The organism is Stenotrophomonas sp. YJH_SMC_69, from assembly GCF_059370495.1.
The window spans coordinates 449,366-466,817 of the sequence record NZ_JCAFTS010000004.1 but is presented as its reverse complement, the minus strand read 5'-3'; the positions used below and the strand labels follow the sequence as shown (position 1 = coordinate 466,817).

The following is a 17,452-nucleotide window of genomic DNA, read 5'->3' as shown; positions in this document are numbered from 1 at the left end:
GCCCATGGTGCCGCTGACCGCTCCCTGCCCTGAGACCTGCCATGCCGGCCGAGGCCGCTCCTGTACGCCGACTCGCTCGCCGCTCACTGCGCGTCCACGCCCTGCTGATCGGCGTTGTGGTGCTGGCCACGCTGCAGGCCGGACTGCTGCTGTCGGCCGGCTCGCAGCTGTTCAACGAAGAGCGCAGCAAGATCGAGTATCACTTCCGCCGCCTGGACGGCACGCTGCGCGAGCAGGAGCGCTTCCTGCGCCAGTGGCGGCTGCATGATGTCGGCACGCATGGGCAGCCGGTGGCCGATGCCAGCGTGGAGCTGCAACGCGGGCCCTTGTTCGCCAACTTTGCGGTGATCGGAAGCGAGGGGGCCAGTCTTTCGCCACCGACTGAACTGGGCGACCGTTTCCTGCGCTTCTACGGCACGTTCTGGTCGGCCTCGCGCTATCCACCGCCGCAATGCCTGCTGGTCGATGGCCAGGGCACGCGCGGGCTGCTGGCACCGGTACAGATCGCCGGTACCGACGCGAGCCAGAACAGCCCGCATCACCTGCGCCCGGCGATCGCCGACATCCACCGGGTGCTGGGTACGCGACCGGCGGTGCAACGTGGTGGCATCGTCTGGGTGGGCGTGCCATGGCGCGACCGGCAGACCTGGCTGCTGGCCATCGCCCACGCCCCGCAGGATGCGCGCCTGTGGGGCGAGGACGACAAGGACTCGCAGGCCGCACTGGCCTGCCTGCTCGATCCTGGCCGTGTCGATGACTATCGCCAGGTGCTGGGTGTCCCGGTGTTCCAGCGGCTGTCGCTGTTCGATGCCAACGGCCAGCGCCTGCTGGGCGATGCAGCCGATGCCAGCGAGGCCGGCACCTCCTGGCAGGCCGGCCTCGCTGGCCTGCAGTTCCGCATGCGCAGCGAGCGCGGCTGGCTGGCGGTCTACCACGTCGGCTGGCGGCAGGTGTTCCAGCACCCGCAGGGGCCATTGCTGGGCGCGACCGTGGTCGCCCTGCTGCTGGCACTGGGCGGCACGCTGGTGCTGCGCGCGTACCGGCGTTCGGTCATCGAGCCGCTGCGCAGCAACCACGCGCGCCTGCTGGAAAGCGAAGCCTTCAGTCGCACGATCCTGGACAACGCGCCGATCGGGCTGTGCCTGCTGCGTCGTACCGATGGCAATGTGCTGCTGGACAACGCCCTCGCCCGCCGCTGGCTGGGCGAGGACTATCATGCCGGCGGCTGGCATGGCCCGTGGCGGCGCAGCGTACTGGCTGCCGGCGGCACCACGCTGGGCGATGGCCTGGCCTACGCCACGCCCGAAGGCCGCCACCTGCTGGTAACGGCGACACCGGCGCGCTATCGCGGTGAGCCGGCGGTGCTGTGCCTGTTCATTGACCTGAGCAGCCAGCATGAAGCCGAACAGGTGCTGCAGCAGGCGCGCCGCGCCGCCGACCAGGCCAACCGCGCGAAGAGCCAGTTCCTGGCCACGATGAGCCATGAGATCCGCACGCCGCTGTACGGTGTGCTCGGCACGCTTGAACTGCTGGGGCTGACGCCACTGGATGCACGGCAGCAGGACTACCTTACAACGATCCAGCGTTCGTCCTCGACCCTGATGCAGCTGATCAGCGACATCCTGGATGTCAGCAAGGCCGAGGCCGGGCAACTGAGCCTGGAGCCAAGCCCATTCGATCCAGTGCGGCTGACCGAGGACGCGCTCGACTCGTATGCTGCCGCGGCCGCCAACAAGGGGCTGCAGTTCTACGCCTGCATCGATGCCGACGTACCGCCCGGGGTGTGCGGTGATGCCGCGCGGATCCGACAGGTGCTCAACAACCTGATCAGCAACGCACTGAAATTCACCGACAGCGGGCGCGTGGTGGTCCGTGTTTCGGCACGCTGGCAGGAGCAACGCTGCTGGCTGCAATGGCAGGTGGCCGATACCGGTATCGGCATTGCCAGCGAACACCAGGCGCATCTGTTCGAGCCATTTTTCCAGGCCAACCCGGGCACCGATGCGATGCGCGGCACCGGCCTGGGGCTGGCCATCTGCGCGCATCTTGTGGCGTTGATGGAAGGCCAGCTGCGCGTGGTCAGCGAGAGCGGCCTGGGCAGCAGCTTCAGCGTCGAACTGCCGCTGCCCTCGGCTCCACCGGATCCACAGCAGGCCCCGCCGCCGCAACTACCCGCCGGCCTGCAGGTACAGGTGCGGGGCAGCGTGCGCGAACTGGTGCAATCGCTGTGCGAGCGCCTGCAGCAGCGCGGTGCACAGGCCAGCGTGTACCGGGAGGACAGCGCAGCAGGCCTGCCATCGTCCGCCGTGCTGCTCGAGCTGGTCCTGGACGACCCTCTGCCCGCATGGGCGGGTGGACCGTGCGTGATCGCCTGCCGCGAAGGCGGGGTGCGGCCACGGCAGGTCGATGGCGCCTGGCAGGTCGGCCTGCATCGATTCGACGCGATCGTGCTGGCCCTGGCCGCGGCCAGCGGCCAACCGCTGGCGGCCAGCGCCGAAGGGCGCCTGCCGGCGACGCGCCATTTCGGCCTGCAGGTGCTGGTCGCCGAGGACAACCCGATCAACCAGGCGATCCTGCGCGACCAGCTGGAACAGCTCGGCTGCCGCGCCGTGGTCGCCAGCGATGGCAATGAAGCGCTGGGCTACTGGCAACAAGGGGCGTTCGCGCTGGTGCTGACCGACCTGAACATGCCCGGGCTGGATGGCTACGGCCTGGCCCGTGCCTTGCGGGCACGGGGTGTCAGCGTGCCCATCCACGGCGCCACGGCCAATGCCGACCCGGCCGAACGCCAACGCTGCCAGGAATCGGGCATGCAGGGCGTGCTGGTCAAGCCGATCACGCTGGAAGTCCTGCAGCGCCTGCTGACCCGGATCACCGACGGCGATGCACCGGCCGTCGCGATGCAGGAGCGCCCTGCGTCCACTGCGTCGCACGACAAGGATCCCCCGCTGCAGGTTCCCGCGAAGATGCAGTCGCTGTTCGTACAGACCATGCAGGCCGACCTGGACAGCCTGCGACAGGCGATCGCCGCTGCCGATCCCGCCAGGGTGGCGCAGGTTCTGCACCGCATCCGCGGCGCGCTGGTGATCGTCGGTGCACCTGCGCTGGTGGACAGCGGCCTGCAGATCGAACAGTGCCTTGCCGGCGGCGATGACCTGGCCACCCAGGCGGCCGCTCTTGCCGGGTTCCAGCGACGCCTCGAGCAGCTGCTGCATCCGTTGCGCGACGCTGCATCCCCCTCCCTTCCCGACGACCCGACCCTGCCATGACCACACGGATCCTCATCGCCGACGACCACCCGATCGTGCTTGCCGGCATCCGCGACGTACTGGCCGGGGAACTGGACCTGGACATCGTGGGCGAAGCGGCCGATCCGGCGACGCTGATCGAGCTGATGACCCGGACCCGGCCACAGGCGGTGATCACCGACTACAGCATGCCGGGAGGCGATCGCTTCGGGGACGGCATCAAGCTGATCTCGTTCCTGCGCCGCAGCTTCCCGGAGACGCGCCTGCTGGTGCTGACGATGGTGTCCAATCCGTCGTTGGTCGCGGCGATGTATGCCGCCGGCGCCGGTGGCGTGGTGCTCAAGAGCCATGGATTGGGCAGCCTGGTACAGGCCCTGCGCGTGGTGCTGGCCGATCGCGTCTACCGCCCCCCGGGACTGCTGCCGGTAGCCGCGAGCGAACCGGCCGATGCGGATGCGGTCCGTGCGCGGCTGTCGCCGCGCGAGCTGGAGGTGATCCGCCTGTTCACCAGTGGCATGAGCGTGGGCGACATCGCACGCCAGCTGCAGCGCAGCGCCAAGACGGTCAGCACGCAGAAGATCAGCGCGATGCGCAAGCTCGGTGTGGACAGCGACCAGGCGCTGATCGAGTACTGCCTGCAGGCCTCGCTGTTCGGCTGAGGCCACTCCCGGCTGAATCCCGCCGGCCCTGCGACGGGGCCTGCAACCGCTTTAGGAAACGCCTGATTCCATCGGACAGTGCCGATTTCTAGGCTGGAGACATCCCGCCAAGGTGCGCCTGCCGGCTGTTGCCGCATCGCCGTGGGGGACGGAAGTCCGATGGCGCCTGCAATTGCCGTGGCGTGGGACTTCCGCAGCGACGCGGCCCTGCCGCGTCAGTCCGCGCAGCCTCGCTGCGCCCTGCCACAGGAAGTCCATCAGCATGAACGCCTCCCCCACACGGCACGGCCGTGCGTACGGGCGCGCGCACGGAAAGCGCGTACCCCTCATTCCCAGCCTGTTGGCCACTGCGCTGTGGGCAGCCCTGCCGGCGCATGCCGCAGACCTCACCGGCCCGCTGCTGGTCAACGACGGTGACACCCTGCAGCTGGGTGCCGACGACGTCCTCACCCACAGTGCGGGCAGCTTCGCACTTGCGGTCACCGGTACCGGCAGCAATGCGCTGATCGACGGCAGCCGCATCCACGTGACCGGCAATGGCAGCGGCGTGTCCGCTGCCAATGGTGGCCAGGTGCAGCTGCGCGACGCAACGCTGTCGATCGCACCGGCGACCGGGACGGGCTTCTATGCGCTGTATGCCAATGGTGCCGGCAGCGTGATCGATGCGCGCGATGTCGACATCGATGCCACGCGCAACGGCAGCGGATTCGGCAGCGTGCAGGCCTACAACGGTGGCGTGATCCACTATGCCGGGGGCAGTCTTTCAATGACCGGGACCGGTGGCACGCTGGCCGGTGCATCCGGCAAGGGCAGCGAGCTGCACCTGGCCGATCTGCGGATGAGCGCCGACGGCGGTGCCCGCCTGCGCGCCGACAGTGCCGGCCTGCTGACGATCCGCAACAGCCGCATCACCCTCGCCCCCGGTGGCATCCTTGCCGGCGTGGCGGCCAACGGCGTGGGCAGCCGCGCCGAGCTGTACGACACCTACCTGCAGGGCGGTTGGTTCGATATCGACAGCGGCGGCAGCCTGCTGCTGGAGAACGTGGAAGCCCATTCGGTGGGCGGCAGCATGCGCCTGCTCGGCAGCCGCATCAGCAAGACCTATTCCAGTGCAGTGATCAACGGCGGCAGCTTCTACACCGTCGGTGGCTATGGCGTGAACATCAACAGCTGGGGACAGTTGACCGCAAGCGATGCCGCGTTCGATGTTCGTGATGGCTACTCCGGATTCTGGCTGGCCAGCGATGAGTCGCGCCTGCAGCTGACCGACAGCAGCATCGACACCTGGACCGACACCTACGGTTATGGCGTTGAGATCGCCGGCGGCGTTGCCACCGTGCAGGGTGGCCGGATCACCACGCACGGTGATGCGACCTACGGCGTGCGCGTGACCGGCTCCACCGGCAGCACCGCCAGCCGCATCGAAGCCAACGGCAGCGTGATCGACGTGCGCGGCAACGGCGGCGGTGGCGTGTTCATCGGCGGCTCCACCGCCACCGCGCTGCTCGATACCGTTGCGATCCGCAGCGATGGCGAGAACGTGTTCGGCATCGTGCACATGAACACCGCGCGGTTGACCCAGGCCGACCGCCTGGACATCCGCATGACCGGCAGCAACAGCGGCGGCTACCGCTCCTACCTGACCGCGTTCGGCCCGTACTGGAACCGTGCCACCTTCAATGACAGCCACATCGAGACCGCCAGTGGCCCCGCGTTCTGGCTGCAGGGCAGCAATCACGCACTGACCGTCAATGGCAGCGATGTGACTGCGGGCGACGGCAGCGGCCGCCTGCTGCGGGTCAGCGACACGGTATTCACCGATGGCAGCAGCGTGGCGACCAGTCGCATCGACTTCAGCGCCGACGCCAGCATGCTGCGCGGTGACGTGGTGGTCGACAGCGCAACGGCTGAGGTGCACATGGTGCTGGGCAACGGCACCACGTTCAGCGGCGCCCTGCGCAACGACTCCGGCTACCAGGTCGCACAACTGGCGCTGGATGGCAGCAGCCAGTGGAACGTACGCGCCAGTTCCAGCGTCGGCACGCTCGAACACGCCGGCACCATCGCTTTCGATGCGCCGGCGGCCGGCGATTTCAAGACCGTTACCGTCAGCGGCGACTACGTGGGCAACGGTGGCCAGTGGATCTTCAACCGCGCGCTGGGCGACGACACTTCGCTGGGCGACCAGCTGGTGATCAACGGCAACAGCAGCGGCACCGCCAGCGTGAGTGTGCGCAATGCCGGCGGCGCCGGTGCGCTGACCCAGGAGGGCATCCGCCTGATCACCGTGGCCGGCCAGTCGGATGCACAATTCAGCCTGCAGGGGCGCGCGGTTGCCGGTGCCTACGACTACTTCCTGTTCAAGGGCGGTGTGTCGACCCCGGACGATGGCAACTGGTACCTGCGCTCGGAATACGTGCCGCCGGTCGATCCGCCGCAGCCGCCGGATCCCCCGATCGACCCGCCGCAGCCGCCGGATCCGCCGGTCGACCCGCCGCAGCCGCCGGAACCGCCGGTCGACCCACCGTCACCGCCGGAGCCGCCGATCGATCCGCCGTTGCCGCCGGAGCCGCCGATCGATCCACCATTGCCGCCGGAGCCGCCGATCGATCCGCCGCGCCCGCAGGTTGAACGCCCGGAACCGGCGGCCTACCTGGCCAACCGCAGCGCCGCACTGGGCATGTTCCGGCACAGCCTGCACGACCGCGCCGGTGATCCCGCCGCCGTGGCCAGTGCCAGCGGCGATGCCGTGGCCTGGATGCACCTTCGCAGCGCGCAGCCCGACAGCCACGACCGCAACCGCCAGGTCCAGGTCGATGGGCAGATCAGCAGCATGCTGGTCGGCGTCGGCCGCCGCTTCGAAGTGAGTGGCACGGGCGAGCTGCAGGCCGGTGCGATGCTCGGCCACGGCCGCGCGCGCAATGACAGCCGCTCGCAGGTGACCGGCTACACCGCGCGTGGCGTGGTCACCGGCACCAGCGTGGGTGCCTATGCTACCTGGCTGCAGGATGCGCACATGCAAGGCGGCGCCTATGTGGATGGTTGGCTGCAATACGGCCGCTTCCGCAACAGCGTGCAGGGCGAAGGCCTGCAGAAGGAGCGCTATGACGCCCGCAACTGGAGTGCGTCGGCCGAGGCCGGCTATGTGCTGCCCCTGCGGCGCACCGCGCAGCGCGGCATTTACCTGGAACCGCAGGTGCAGGTGGTGCACAGCCGCTATGACAGCGACCGCGTGGTCGAGGCCAACGGCACGGTGGTCGAGGACCGCGGTGGTGGCGACACCAGCACCCGCCTCGGCCTGCGCCTGTACAGCCGTGGGTTGAGCCCGGCGCAGGGCCAGGTGCACCCGTACGTGGCGGTGAACTGGTGGTCCGGCGGCAATGGTGCGGGCCTGACAATGGACGGCGAGCGCCTGCAGCGGCAGTTGCCGCGTGACATCTACGAAGCCAAGGCCGGCGTGCAGGTGGATCTGTCCGGCGGCTGGCGCGGCTGGGGTGAACTGAGCCGGCAGAGCGGTGGCATGGGCTTCCACGACGTCGGTGCCCAGCTGGGCGTGTCGTACACCTGGTGACGCGGGACGTGCCCGGCAAGGGAATGCCGGGCACTTTTTCCACATGCGGCGTGGAAAGCGATGGGGGTTTGGTGTGGACAAGTGGGTTCGAGCGTTGCAGGGCAGGCGCTTCCGGGCGTGGTGAGTTTTTGTCCACGTCTGCAGTTCTTTTCCACAACGCGCGTGGAAAGCGATGGGAACTAGGTGTGGACAAGTAGTTGTGAGCATTGCACCGCAGGCGTTTCGAAGCGTGGTGAAAATTTGTCCACACCGCACCGCCAAGCCTCGTAGAGCCGAGCCCATGCTCGGCTGATGGCAACCTGAGCCGAGCGCAGGCTCGGCTCTACAGAGGCGCGCGGGGTTTTCCACACCACGCGTGGAAAGCGATGGGAGTTTGCTGTGGACAAGTACCGGCGAACGTCACACCGCAAGCGTTTCGCAGCCTAGTGTTTTTTTGTCCATCACCGGAAACGCGAACGCCCCGCACAGGGCGGGGCGTCCGGGGTCGATCCGATGCCGCAGGATCAGACGTTGAAGCGGAAGTGCAGGATGTCGCCTTCCTGCACGCGGTACTCCTTGCCTTCCAGGCGCAGGCGACCGGCTTCCTTGGCGCCGGCTTCGCCCTTGTACTTGATGAAGTCGTCATACGCGATGGTTTCGGCGCGGATGAAGCCCTTCTCGAAGTCGGTGTGGATGACGGCTGCGGCCTGCGGGGCGGTGGCGCCCTTGCGCACGGTCCACGCACGGACTTCCTTCACGCCGGCGGTGAAGTAGGTCTGCAAGCCGAGCAGGCTGTAGGCCGCGTTGATCACGCGGTTCAGGCCCGGCTCGCTCAGGCCCAGGTCCGCCAGGAAGGTATCGCGGTCTTCGTCGTCGAGCTGGGACAGCTCTTCTTCGATCGCGGCCGACACCGGCACCACCTGCGCGCCTTCGGCGGCAGCATGCGCACGCACGGCTTCCAGGTGCGGGTTGTTGTCGAAACCGTCTTCCAGCACGTTGGCGATGTACATCACCGGCTTCAGGGTCAGCAGGAACAGGTCGCGCACCAGCGCCTTCTCTTCCTCGTCCAGCCCGGCCGAGCGCCCAGCCTTGCCCTCCGACAGTGCAGCCTGCAACTTGGCCAGCACCGGCTTGCGCGCCGCCGCATCCTTGTCGCCGCCCTTGGCCGCACGCTCGGCACGGTTCAGCGCCTTCTCGACACTGTCCAGGTCGGCCAGCGCCAGTTCGGTGTCGATGGTTTCGATGTCCGAGATCGGGTCGACCTTGCCGGCCACGTGCACGATGTCACCGTGCTCGAAGCAGCGCACCACGTGGGTGATCGCATCGACTTCGCGGATGTGCGCCAGGAACTTGTTGCCCAGGCCCTCACCGCTGGCAGCACCGGCGACCAGGCCGGCGATGTCGACGAACTCGACCGCAGTCGGGATGACCTTCTGCGGGTTGATGATGCCCGCCAGCTCGTTCAGGCGCGGATCCGGCACCGGCACGATGCCGACGTTCGGTTCGATGGTGCAGAACGGGAAGTTCGCCGCGGCGATGCCCGCCTTGGTCAGCGCATTGAACAGGGTCGACTTGCCGACGTTGGGCAGGCCGACGATGCCGCATTTGATACCCATGGGTGACAGCTCTCTGGGGTGAAAGTGATTGGGGAAACAGCGGCCTGGGCGCTGCTTTTCCAATCATTCTCCGTATCGACCAGCGGTCGATACCTACCGGTCTGGTTGGTTCCGTACCGACCAACGGTCGATACCTACCGCTCTGGTTGGCTCCGTATCGACCAGCGGTCGATACCTACCGGCCTGGTTGGTTCCGTACCGACCAACGGTCGATACCTACCGGTTATTTCGGGGTGTGCAGCCGCTTCATCGCTTCGTTGAAATCGCCCTGCACCGCCAGCGGCAGCACGTCGATCGCATCGTCGATGGCGCGCGCGATCAGCACGTCATCCTCCTTGGACGGGCGACCCAGCACCCAACCCACCACGCGGTCCTTGTGGCCGGGATGGCCGATGCCCACGCGCAGGCGGTGGAATTTGCCATGACCCAGCAGGCGCATGGTGTCGCGCAGGCCGTTCTGGCCGCCGTGGCCACCGTCGAACTTAAGCCGCGCCGCACCGGGCGGCAGGTCCAGCTCGTCGTGGGCCAGCAGGGTTTCCTCCGGCTCGATCTTCCAGAACCGCTGCGCGGCGGTGACCGACTTGCCGCTGAGGTTCATGAAGGTGGCGGGCTTGAGCAGCCACACCGTCTGCCCGGCGATCTCGACCTTGGCGGTCTCGCCGAACAACTTGCTGTCCACATTCCATCGCGCACCGGCTTTTTCCGCCAGGGCCTCAACGAAATGAAACCCGGCATTGTGCCGGGTCCGGGCGTGTTCCGATCCGGGATTGCCCAGACCGACGATCAGTCGCAGTCCTGCCATGGTTCCTTCCAGTACGGTGCCTGCCCGGAGGCAGGCACCGTAACGGTATTACTCGGCGGCAGCCGCTTCTTCGTCAGCCTCGTCGGCCTTGCCGGCCTTGGCGGTGACGATGGCGTCGTCGTGGTCCTTGCCCAGCGCCAGCGCCGGGATTTCCACGCCCTTCGGCAGCTTGATGTTGGACAGGTACACGACGTCACCGGCCTTCAGCTCGCCCAGGTCGACTTCGATCGACTCCGGCAGGTCCTTCGGCAGGCAGGTGATGGTCACTTCCTTCAGTTCGTGGGTGACCACGACGTCGGCAGCCTTGCCGGCCGGCGAGGTGTCTTCGTTGACGAAGTGCAGCGGGACCGAAGCGGTCAGGGCTTCGTTCTCGTTCACGCGCTGGAAGTCCAGGTGCATGATCAGCTGCTTGTACGGGTGGCGCTGCATGTCACGCAGCAGGACCTTCTGCACCTGGCCATCCAGGTTCAGGTCCAGGATCGAGGCATAGAACCACTCGTTCTGCTGGGCCAGCCAGATTTCGTTGTGGTCCAGGCTGATGGCGACCGGCTCGGCGTTGCCGCCGTACACGATGGCCGGGATCACACCAGCGTGACGCAGGCGGCGGCTCGCACCCTTACGCTGCAGTTCACGCTTGGTGACCTTGATTTCATGGGTCTTCGACATTTTCGACTACTCAGGTTGTTGCCGCGCCCTGCGGCGTGGCGGTTGAAGATGCTTCCGCGACCAGAAGCATCCGGGTATGTCCCCCCGTTGCCGGCAGGGACGAAAACTCAGTCGACGTACAGCGAGCTGACCGACTCGCCGAAGGCGATGCGGCGCATCGTTTCGGCCAGCATTTCCGCCACGCTCAGCTGGCGGATCTTGCTGCACACCCGCGCTGCGTCCTTCAGCGGGATGGTGTCGGTCACCACCAGCTCGTCGAGCTGGGAATTGGTGATGTTGTCCACCGCCGGGCCCGACAGCACCGCGTGGGTGCAGTAGGCGGCGACCTTGAGCGCACCGCGCGCCTTCAGGGCAGCGGCAGCGGCGCACAGGGTGCCGGCGGTATCGACGATGTCATCGACCATCACGCAGGTCTTGCCTTCGACGTCACCGATGATGTTCATCACGGTGGAGACGTTGGCGCGCGGGCGGCGCTTGTCGATGATCGCCAGGTCGGCGTCATCCAGGCGCTTGGCCACCGCACGGGCGCGGACCACGCCGCCCACGTCCGGCGAGACAACAATCAGGTTCTCGGTGCCGTAGGCGCGCCAGATGTCGGCCAGCAGCAGCGGGGACGCATACACGTTGTCCACCGGAATATCGAAGAAGCCCTGGATCTGGTCGGCGTGCAGGTCGACGGTCAGCACGCGATCAGCGCCAGCGGTGCTGAACATCTTGGCCGCCAGCTTGGCGGTGATCGGCACGCGCGAGGAACGCATGCGGCGGTCCTGGCGCGAGTAGCCGAAGTACGGCACCACGGCGGTCACGCTGGCCACCGATGCGCGCTTGAGCGCGTCGATCAGCACCAGCAGTTCCATCAGGTTTTCCGCGCTCGGCGCGCAGGTCGGCTGGATCACGAACACGTCCTGCTTGCGGACGTTCTCTTCGATTTCCACCTGCACTTCACCATCGGAGAAGTGCGACACCAGCGCCTTGCCCGGGCGGACCCCCAGTTCCTTGCAGATGTTCTGCGCCAGACGTTTGTTGGCGTTGCCGGAAAAGACCAGCAGGTTCGGGGACTCTTGCATCATGATTGTCTCGGGCGGGGACGAGTGGCGGGGATCCGGAGTCGGCAAGGACCCCGATGGACCCTTGCTGCTGACAACACCGCGGTTGTTTCCACGTCCCGCGCGGGCGATGCGCTGGAAGGCGCGGACACAGCCGCTATTGGCAGGGGCGGTAGGATTCGAACCTACGAATGCCAGGATCAAAACCTGGTGCCTTGGGCCTCTTGGCGACGCCCCTGCATTGATAAATCAGTGTTGCTCGAGTGCATCCAGCAGTGGCGAACGCGCAACGCCCGCTGCCACCCTTGCCCGCAACTCCTTCGGCAACTTCGACCGCCCCTGCTCTGCAGCAGCCTGCGATGCGAACTCGACGAAACAACCACTTCCCGAACCGGTCAGCCGCGCCGCGCCGATGTCGCTCAACGCGGCAAGCGCTGCCTCGACGGCAGGCTCACGGCGGCGCAGCACCGGTTCGAACGCGTTCCCGACCAGGGTCCCGGAAGCGAAGTCCTCTATTTTCGCCACTGGGCTGTCGCGCGTCAAATCCGGGTCTGCAAACAGGACCGGCGTAGGAACATGAACACCCGGTTCAACCACCACATACCAGGCCGGCGCCAGCGTGATCGGCTGCAGGCGCTCGCCCACCCCTTCGGCCCAGGCGTTGTGGCCACGCACGAACACCGGCACGTCGGCGCCCAGGCGCAGGGCCAGCGCGGCCAGGGCATCCTCGTCCAGGCTGGCGCGCCAGAGCCGATTCAGCACCACCAGCACGGTGGCCGCATCGGACGAACCGCCGCCAAAGCCACCACCGGCAGGAACGTGCTTTTCGACGATGATGTCAGCACCTTGCGCGCCCTTCGCCTCATCCTGGAGCAGGCGCGCGGCCCGCACCGCCAGGTCATCGGCCTCGGCCACGCCGGCCAGGCCCTCGCCCTGCCGACGCACCTGACCGTCTTCACGCAGGCGCAGGCCGATGCGGTCCCCCCAGTCCAGCAGGCGGAATACGGTCTGCAGCTCGTGGTAGCCGTCGGCCCGGCGGCCAGTGATGTGCAGGAACAGGTTCAGCTTGGCCGGGGCCGGCCACCAGGACCAGCCCGCGTCGTCGCGCCCGGCGCTCATGGCGTGCCCTGCCCCCACTGGTCCACCAGCAGGCGCACCTTGGCGTCGCCATTGCTGGCCTCGATCCGTCGCGGCAGCGCCGGTCGTCCGGCGTCGGCCGGGTACCAGTCCAGGTACTGCACCTGCCAGCCCATCTGCTGCATGCGGCGCGGCCGGCCTTCACCGTCGCGCTCGACCTTTTCCGGACCGGCAGCATCCCCGGCCACCAGGCCGCGGATCCACTCCGGCAGCTGATTGACCGGGATGTCCCAGCCAGTCGCTTCCAGCAGCAGCTGCTGGGCGTCCTCGCCATCGCGAGGACCGCCGGACAGCCCTTCCAGGCGACCGGCTTCGGAATGGGTGTCGCCGGTCAGCTTCCAGCTCTGCCGGGTCACCGGCGCGCTCAGTTCGACCACGTAGCGGCGGCCGTCCTGCTTCCAGTCGATGCGACCGCTGCCGCCGTCCTTGCCCTTGCTGACCGCCACCCGCCCCTGGAAGGCCCAGTCCGGCTGTGCCTGCAGCGCGGCCACGCGCGCTGCCTCGGCCTGCGCCGCTTCAGCCGAAACAATCTCGACCACCGCTGGCGCCGGGGTCTTCTGCGTGCCGACACTGGTACAGGCGCTCACCGCCAGGGTCACGGTCGCCAACAGCAGCGGCCGGATCAGGGAACCACTCATGGATTGAATTTCTCACGGGCGCGCAGCAGCGCGCGGTTTTCAGGGTCGAGCTTGGCCGCTTCGTCGAAGAAGTGGCGGGCCTCGTCATGCTTGCCCAGCACCCACAGCACTTCGCCGACGTGGGAAGCGATCTCCGGGTCCTTGGCCAGGGTCCAGGCCCGGCGCAGCTGTACCAGTGCCTCTTCCTTGCGGCCCAGGCGATACAGCACCCAGCCATAGCTGTCGACGATGGCGGCGTTGTCCGGCTCGGCCACGCGGGCGCGGTCGATCAGCTCCAGCGCTTCCTGCAGGCGGCCGGTGCGATCGGCCAGGGTGTAGCCCAGCGCGTTCAGCGCCGGCACGTTTTCCGGGTCGGTCACCAGGATCTTGCGCAGGTCGGCCTCGGCGCGCGGGATGTCGTCGCGGCGCTCCCAGGTGAGCGCACGTGCGTACAGCAGGCCGTTGTCGTCCGGGTAGGCGGCCAGGCCGCGGGCCAGCGCATCCAGTTCACCGGCGCTGTCGTCACCACGCTGGCGCAGTTCGGCTTCCAGCAGGTAGGCGTCACGGCGCACATCGTCGTCGACCACCGCGTCGGACTGGATCGCGTGCACTTCCTCCAGCGCCAGCGGCAGGCGCCCGGCCAAGGCCTGGGCATTGGCCGCGCGCAGGCGCGCTTCGCTCAGCTCATCGCCACCGGGCACGCTGTGGTACCACTGCACCGCCTCGGGGTAACGCTTCAGGTATTCGGCGATCTTGCCCAGCAACAGGCGCTGCGCCGGATCCGGCTTGGCCGCCTGCCGCGACAGCTCGTTGTAGAGGTTGGACAGCGCCGCCTTGTCGCCCTGCTTGGCCAGCAGCGAGGCGCGCATGCCCCAGGTCTGTACGTCCTGCGGGCCGAACGCCAACACGCGCTCGGCCGCAGCCGGCTGGCCCAGGCTGTCGTAGGCGATGGCCACCGCATTGCGCAGCTCGGGGTCCTGGCGGGTCTTCGGCTCGACGTCGTGCAGCAGCGACAATGCCTTGTCGGTCTCGCCCGCCTGCTGCAGCTGGCTGGCACGCAGCAACGCTACGCGCGGCTCTTCCGGGAAGCGCTTGACCACTTCATCGATCATGCGCCGCGCCAACTCGGGCTTGTCCATGCGCAGGGCCAGGCGACCGAACTCCTGCCAGGCCTCGATCTTCGGCGGAATCGCATTGGCATCGACCAGCTCGCCGAGCACCTGCGCCGGCACCGCCGGGTCGCGGCCACCGCCGATCAGCGCGGCCAGGGCGAACTTCCAGCCGCGCTCGTCGGGGTCGGCCAGCAGCGCCTGCAGCTCGGTGCGGGCAGCCTTCACATCGCCCTGGCGCATGGCCAGCGCACCGGCGGCGCTGCGCATGGTCAACGAGCGCGGGGCGCGCTGCTGCCACAGGGCCAGGCCCTTGGCGGCGCTGGCATCATCGTTGGCCAGCATGGAGATACGGGTCGCGCGCTCGGCCAGGCCGGCGTCGCCGTCGGTCTGCTGCGCGGCCTGCAGGTACCAGCGCGCGGCCTCGGCCAGCTTGCCGGCCTGCAGGGCGAATTCACCGGCCATCACCGGTTCCAGCGCCAGTTCCTCAGTGGCCGCGGCCCGCACGGGGGCCTTGGCCGGCACCGCCGCCAGGGCCTGGGTGCAGGCCAGGGACAGCAGCAGAACACTGGGGATGCGAATCAATGCGGGCATCGTCGGCATCGGGGCCTTAAAATGTCGTCCAATGGCCAGCAGCTTATCGCAAGCAACTGAACAATGACCCTGTGGGTGCTCGGACTGAATCACCAGACCGCACCGGTGGAGCTGCGCGAGCGCGCGGCCTTCGCCGGTGAGGCGTTGCCGCGTGCGCTGGGCTCGCTGCGCGATACCCCGCAGATCGCCGAGGCAGTGCTGCTGTCCACCTGCAACCGCACCGAACTGTATGCCGTGGCCGAGTCGGCACAGGCGCTGGACCAGTGGCTGCACAGCCAGGCAGGCGACCTGCAGGGCTACCTGTACCAGCATGCCGATGCCGAGGCCGTGCGCCACCTGTTCCGGGTCGCCACCGGGCTGGACTCGATGGTGCTGGGCGAACCGCAGATCCTCGGCCAGGTAAAGGATGCCTGGTCGACCGCGCGTGACCACGGCCTGCTCGGCCAGCGCCTGGACCGCCTGTTCCAGCAGACCTTCTCGGTAGCCAAGCGTGCGCGCACCGATACCCAGGTCGGCGCCAACCCGGTGTCGGTGGCCTCGGCGGCGGTGCGCCTGGCGCAGAACGCCTTCGCGCGCCTGGATGACTCCACCGTGCTGCTGGTCGGTGCCGGCGAGACCATCGAGCTGGCTGCACGCCACCTGAGTGAGGGCAAGGTGCGGCGGCTGCTGATCGCCAACCGCACCCTTGCCCACGCGCAGGAACTGGCCAGCCGCCATGGCGGCGTGGCCCTGCCGCTGACCGAACTGGACCGCCATCTCGGCGAGGCCGACATCGTGTTCTCGGCCACCGCCGCGCGCGAACCGGTGATCCATCGCGAGATGGTGGCCAAGGCACTGCGCGCGCGCCGGCACAAGCCGATGCTGCTGTTCGACCTGGCCGTGCCGCGCGACATCGAAGCCGAGGTCGGCACGCTCAACGACGCCTTCCTCTACACCGTCGATGACCTGGAACGCGCGGTGGAAGACAACCGTCGTGGCCGCCGCGAGGCCGCCGCCGAGGCCGAGGCGATCATCGACCTGCAGGTGTCGCGTTTCATCGAGACCCAGCAGGCCAGCGCCCACCAGGCACCGCTGCGGCAGCTGCGTGCGTTCGGCGAAGCGACCCGCGCCGAACTGCTGGAGCGCGCACGGCAGCAGCTGGCCAACGGCAAGCCCGCCGACGAAGTGCTGGAACTGCTGGCCCATGGCCTGACCAACCGCCTGCTGCATCCGCCGACCGCCGCTCTGCGCGCGGCCGCGCTGAGTGGCGATGCCGACCTGACCCGCGCCGCCGAGCGCCTGTTCCCGGCCACGCCGGGTTACCGCCACCCACCCGTGAGACCCGATGACGCCGACCCTGCGCCGTAAGCTGGAAGCGCTGGCCGAGCGCCGCGAAGAACTGGAACGCCTGCTCGCCGAACCCGATGTGGTCGCCGACAACACCCGTTTCCGCGACCTTTCGCGCGAATTCGCCCAACTTGAACCGGTCGCTGCCGCGCTCGCCGAGGAAGCCCGTGCCAAGGCCGACCTGGCCGCCGCCGAAGGCATGCGCGCCGACCCCGACCTGCGTGAACTGGCCGACGAGGAAATCGCCGCGGCGCAGGCGCGCCTGCAGGAACTGGAACAAGAACTGGCCCTGCTGCTGGTACCACGCGATCCGCGCGACGAAGGCAACCTGTTCCTGGAAGTACGCGCCGGCACTGGCGGCGATGAAGCCGCGATCTTCGCCGGCGATCTGTTCCGCATGTACGCCCGCTATGCCGAGCGCCAGGGCTGGAAGGTCGAGATCGAATCGGACAACCCCGGTGAGCATGGCGGCTACAAGGAAGTGGTGGCGCGCGTGGTCGGCCGTGGTGCGTTCTCGCGCCTGAAGTTCGAATCGGGCACGCATCGCGTGCAGCGCGTGCCGGCCACCGAATCGCAGGGCCGCATCCACACCTCGGCGGCCACCGTGGCGATCATTCCCGAGGCCGACGAGGTCGATGACATCGTCATCAACCCGGCCGACCTGAAGGTGGATACGTTCCGCTCGTCCGGTGCCGGCGGCCAGCACGTCAACAAGACCGAATCGGCCATCCGCATCACCCACGTGCCGACCGGCGTAGTGGTGGAGTGCCAGACCGAGCGCAGCCAGCACGCCAACCGCGACAAGGCGATGAAGCGCCTGAAGGCGCAGCTGCTCGATGCCGAGCGCCAGCGCCAGGACGCCGCGCAGGCCGAATCGCGGCGCCTGCAGGTCGGCAGCGGCGACCGCAGCCAGCGCATCCGCACCTACAACTTCCCGCAGGGCCGGATCACCGACCACCGCGTGGAAGGCCTGACCCTGTACGACCTGCCCAACATCCTGGCCGGCGACCTCGACCCGCTGCTGCAGCGGCTCAGCCACGAACACCAGGTCGATGCCCTGGCCCAGCTGTCGGCGGGCTGAG

The 17,452-nt window shown here is 68.2% G+C and carries 12 protein-coding genes and 1 tRNA gene; 5 read left to right on the top strand and 8 right to left on the bottom strand.

All coding sequences use genetic code 11. The features are described 5' to 3' along the window. The first annotated feature begins 41 nt into the window (after nucleotides 1-41). The 3 genes from AC5P8F_RS09980 (at nucleotide 42) to AC5P8F_RS09970 (ending at nucleotide 7,478) form a co-directional block, all read left to right on the top strand. The gene (locus tag AC5P8F_RS09980; RefSeq protein ID WP_495228011.1) at nucleotides 42-3,269 is read left to right on the top strand and encodes a hybrid sensor histidine kinase/response regulator; all 3,228 of its coding nucleotides are present in this window, start codon (nucleotides 42-44) and stop codon (nucleotides 3,267-3,269) included. Next, a complete protein-coding gene (locus tag AC5P8F_RS09975; RefSeq protein ID WP_014036089.1) occupies nucleotides 3,266-3,907 on the top strand; it encodes a response regulator in 642 nt (213 codons plus the stop codon). The genes AC5P8F_RS09980 and AC5P8F_RS09975 overlap by 4 nt, the downstream gene beginning before the upstream one ends. Nucleotides 3,908-4,169: 262 nt before the next feature. After that, the gene (locus AC5P8F_RS09970) at nucleotides 4,170-7,478 is read left to right on the top strand and encodes an autotransporter family protein (protein ID WP_495228010.1); all 3,309 of its coding nucleotides are present in this window, start codon (nucleotides 4,170-4,172) and stop codon (nucleotides 7,476-7,478) included. 503 nt (nucleotides 7,479-7,981) lie between these two features. Here AC5P8F_RS09970 and ychF read toward each other — a convergent pair. The 8 genes from ychF to AC5P8F_RS09930 form a co-directional block, all read right to left on the bottom strand. Further along, nucleotides 7,982-9,073, bottom strand: coding sequence for a redox-regulated ATPase YchF (ychF, locus tag AC5P8F_RS09965; protein ID WP_014646036.1), 1,092 nt, complete (start codon nucleotides 9,071-9,073; stop codon nucleotides 7,982-7,984). Between the two features lie 223 nt (nucleotides 9,074-9,296). After that, nucleotides 9,297-9,875, bottom strand: coding sequence for an aminoacyl-tRNA hydrolase (gene pth / locus AC5P8F_RS09960; protein ID WP_069118555.1), 579 nt, complete (start codon nucleotides 9,873-9,875; stop codon nucleotides 9,297-9,299). Between the two features lie 48 nt (nucleotides 9,876-9,923). Further along, on the bottom strand, nucleotides 9,924-10,541 hold the full coding sequence (locus AC5P8F_RS09955) for a 50S ribosomal protein L25/general stress protein Ctc (RefSeq protein WP_010481743.1): 618 nt from the start codon (nucleotides 10,539-10,541) through the stop codon (nucleotides 9,924-9,926). Between the two features lie 107 nt (nucleotides 10,542-10,648). Beyond that, nucleotides 10,649-11,608 (bottom strand): ribose-phosphate diphosphokinase, encoded by a 960-nt coding sequence (locus AC5P8F_RS09950; RefSeq protein WP_005415400.1) that lies wholly within the window; start codon nucleotides 11,606-11,608, stop codon nucleotides 10,649-10,651. A 140-nt stretch (nucleotides 11,609-11,748) separates the two neighbouring features. Then, nucleotides 11,749-11,825 (bottom strand) — tRNA-Gln (locus AC5P8F_RS09945). Between the two features lie 11 nt (nucleotides 11,826-11,836). Next, nucleotides 11,837-12,706, bottom strand: coding sequence for a 4-(cytidine 5'-diphospho)-2-C-methyl-D-erythritol kinase (gene ispE / locus AC5P8F_RS09940; RefSeq protein WP_111206819.1), 870 nt, complete (start codon nucleotides 12,704-12,706; stop codon nucleotides 11,837-11,839). Continuing rightward, on the bottom strand, nucleotides 12,703-13,362 hold the full coding sequence (gene lolB / locus AC5P8F_RS09935) for a lipoprotein insertase outer membrane protein LolB (protein WP_014646033.1): 660 nt from the start codon (nucleotides 13,360-13,362) through the stop codon (nucleotides 12,703-12,705). The genes ispE and lolB overlap by 4 nt, the downstream gene beginning before the upstream one ends. Next, a complete protein-coding gene (locus AC5P8F_RS09930) occupies nucleotides 13,359-15,044 on the bottom strand; it encodes a tetratricopeptide repeat protein (protein WP_172601383.1) in 1,686 nt (561 codons plus the stop codon). The genes lolB and AC5P8F_RS09930 overlap by 4 nt, the downstream gene beginning before the upstream one ends. A 63-nt stretch (nucleotides 15,045-15,107) precedes the next feature. Here AC5P8F_RS09930 and hemA point away from each other — a divergent pair, with 63 nt between their 5' ends. Continuing rightward, entirely contained in the window at nucleotides 15,108-16,391 is a 1,284-nt protein-coding gene (gene hemA / locus AC5P8F_RS09925; protein ID WP_014646031.1) for a glutamyl-tRNA reductase, read from the top strand. Next, nucleotides 16,369-17,451, top strand: a complete 1,083-nt coding sequence (gene prfA, locus AC5P8F_RS09920) for a peptide chain release factor 1 (protein WP_014646030.1) — start codon at nucleotides 16,369-16,371, stop codon at nucleotides 17,449-17,451. Before hemA ends, prfA begins: the two co-directional genes overlap by 23 nt. Nucleotide 17,452: the final 1 nt, after the last annotated feature.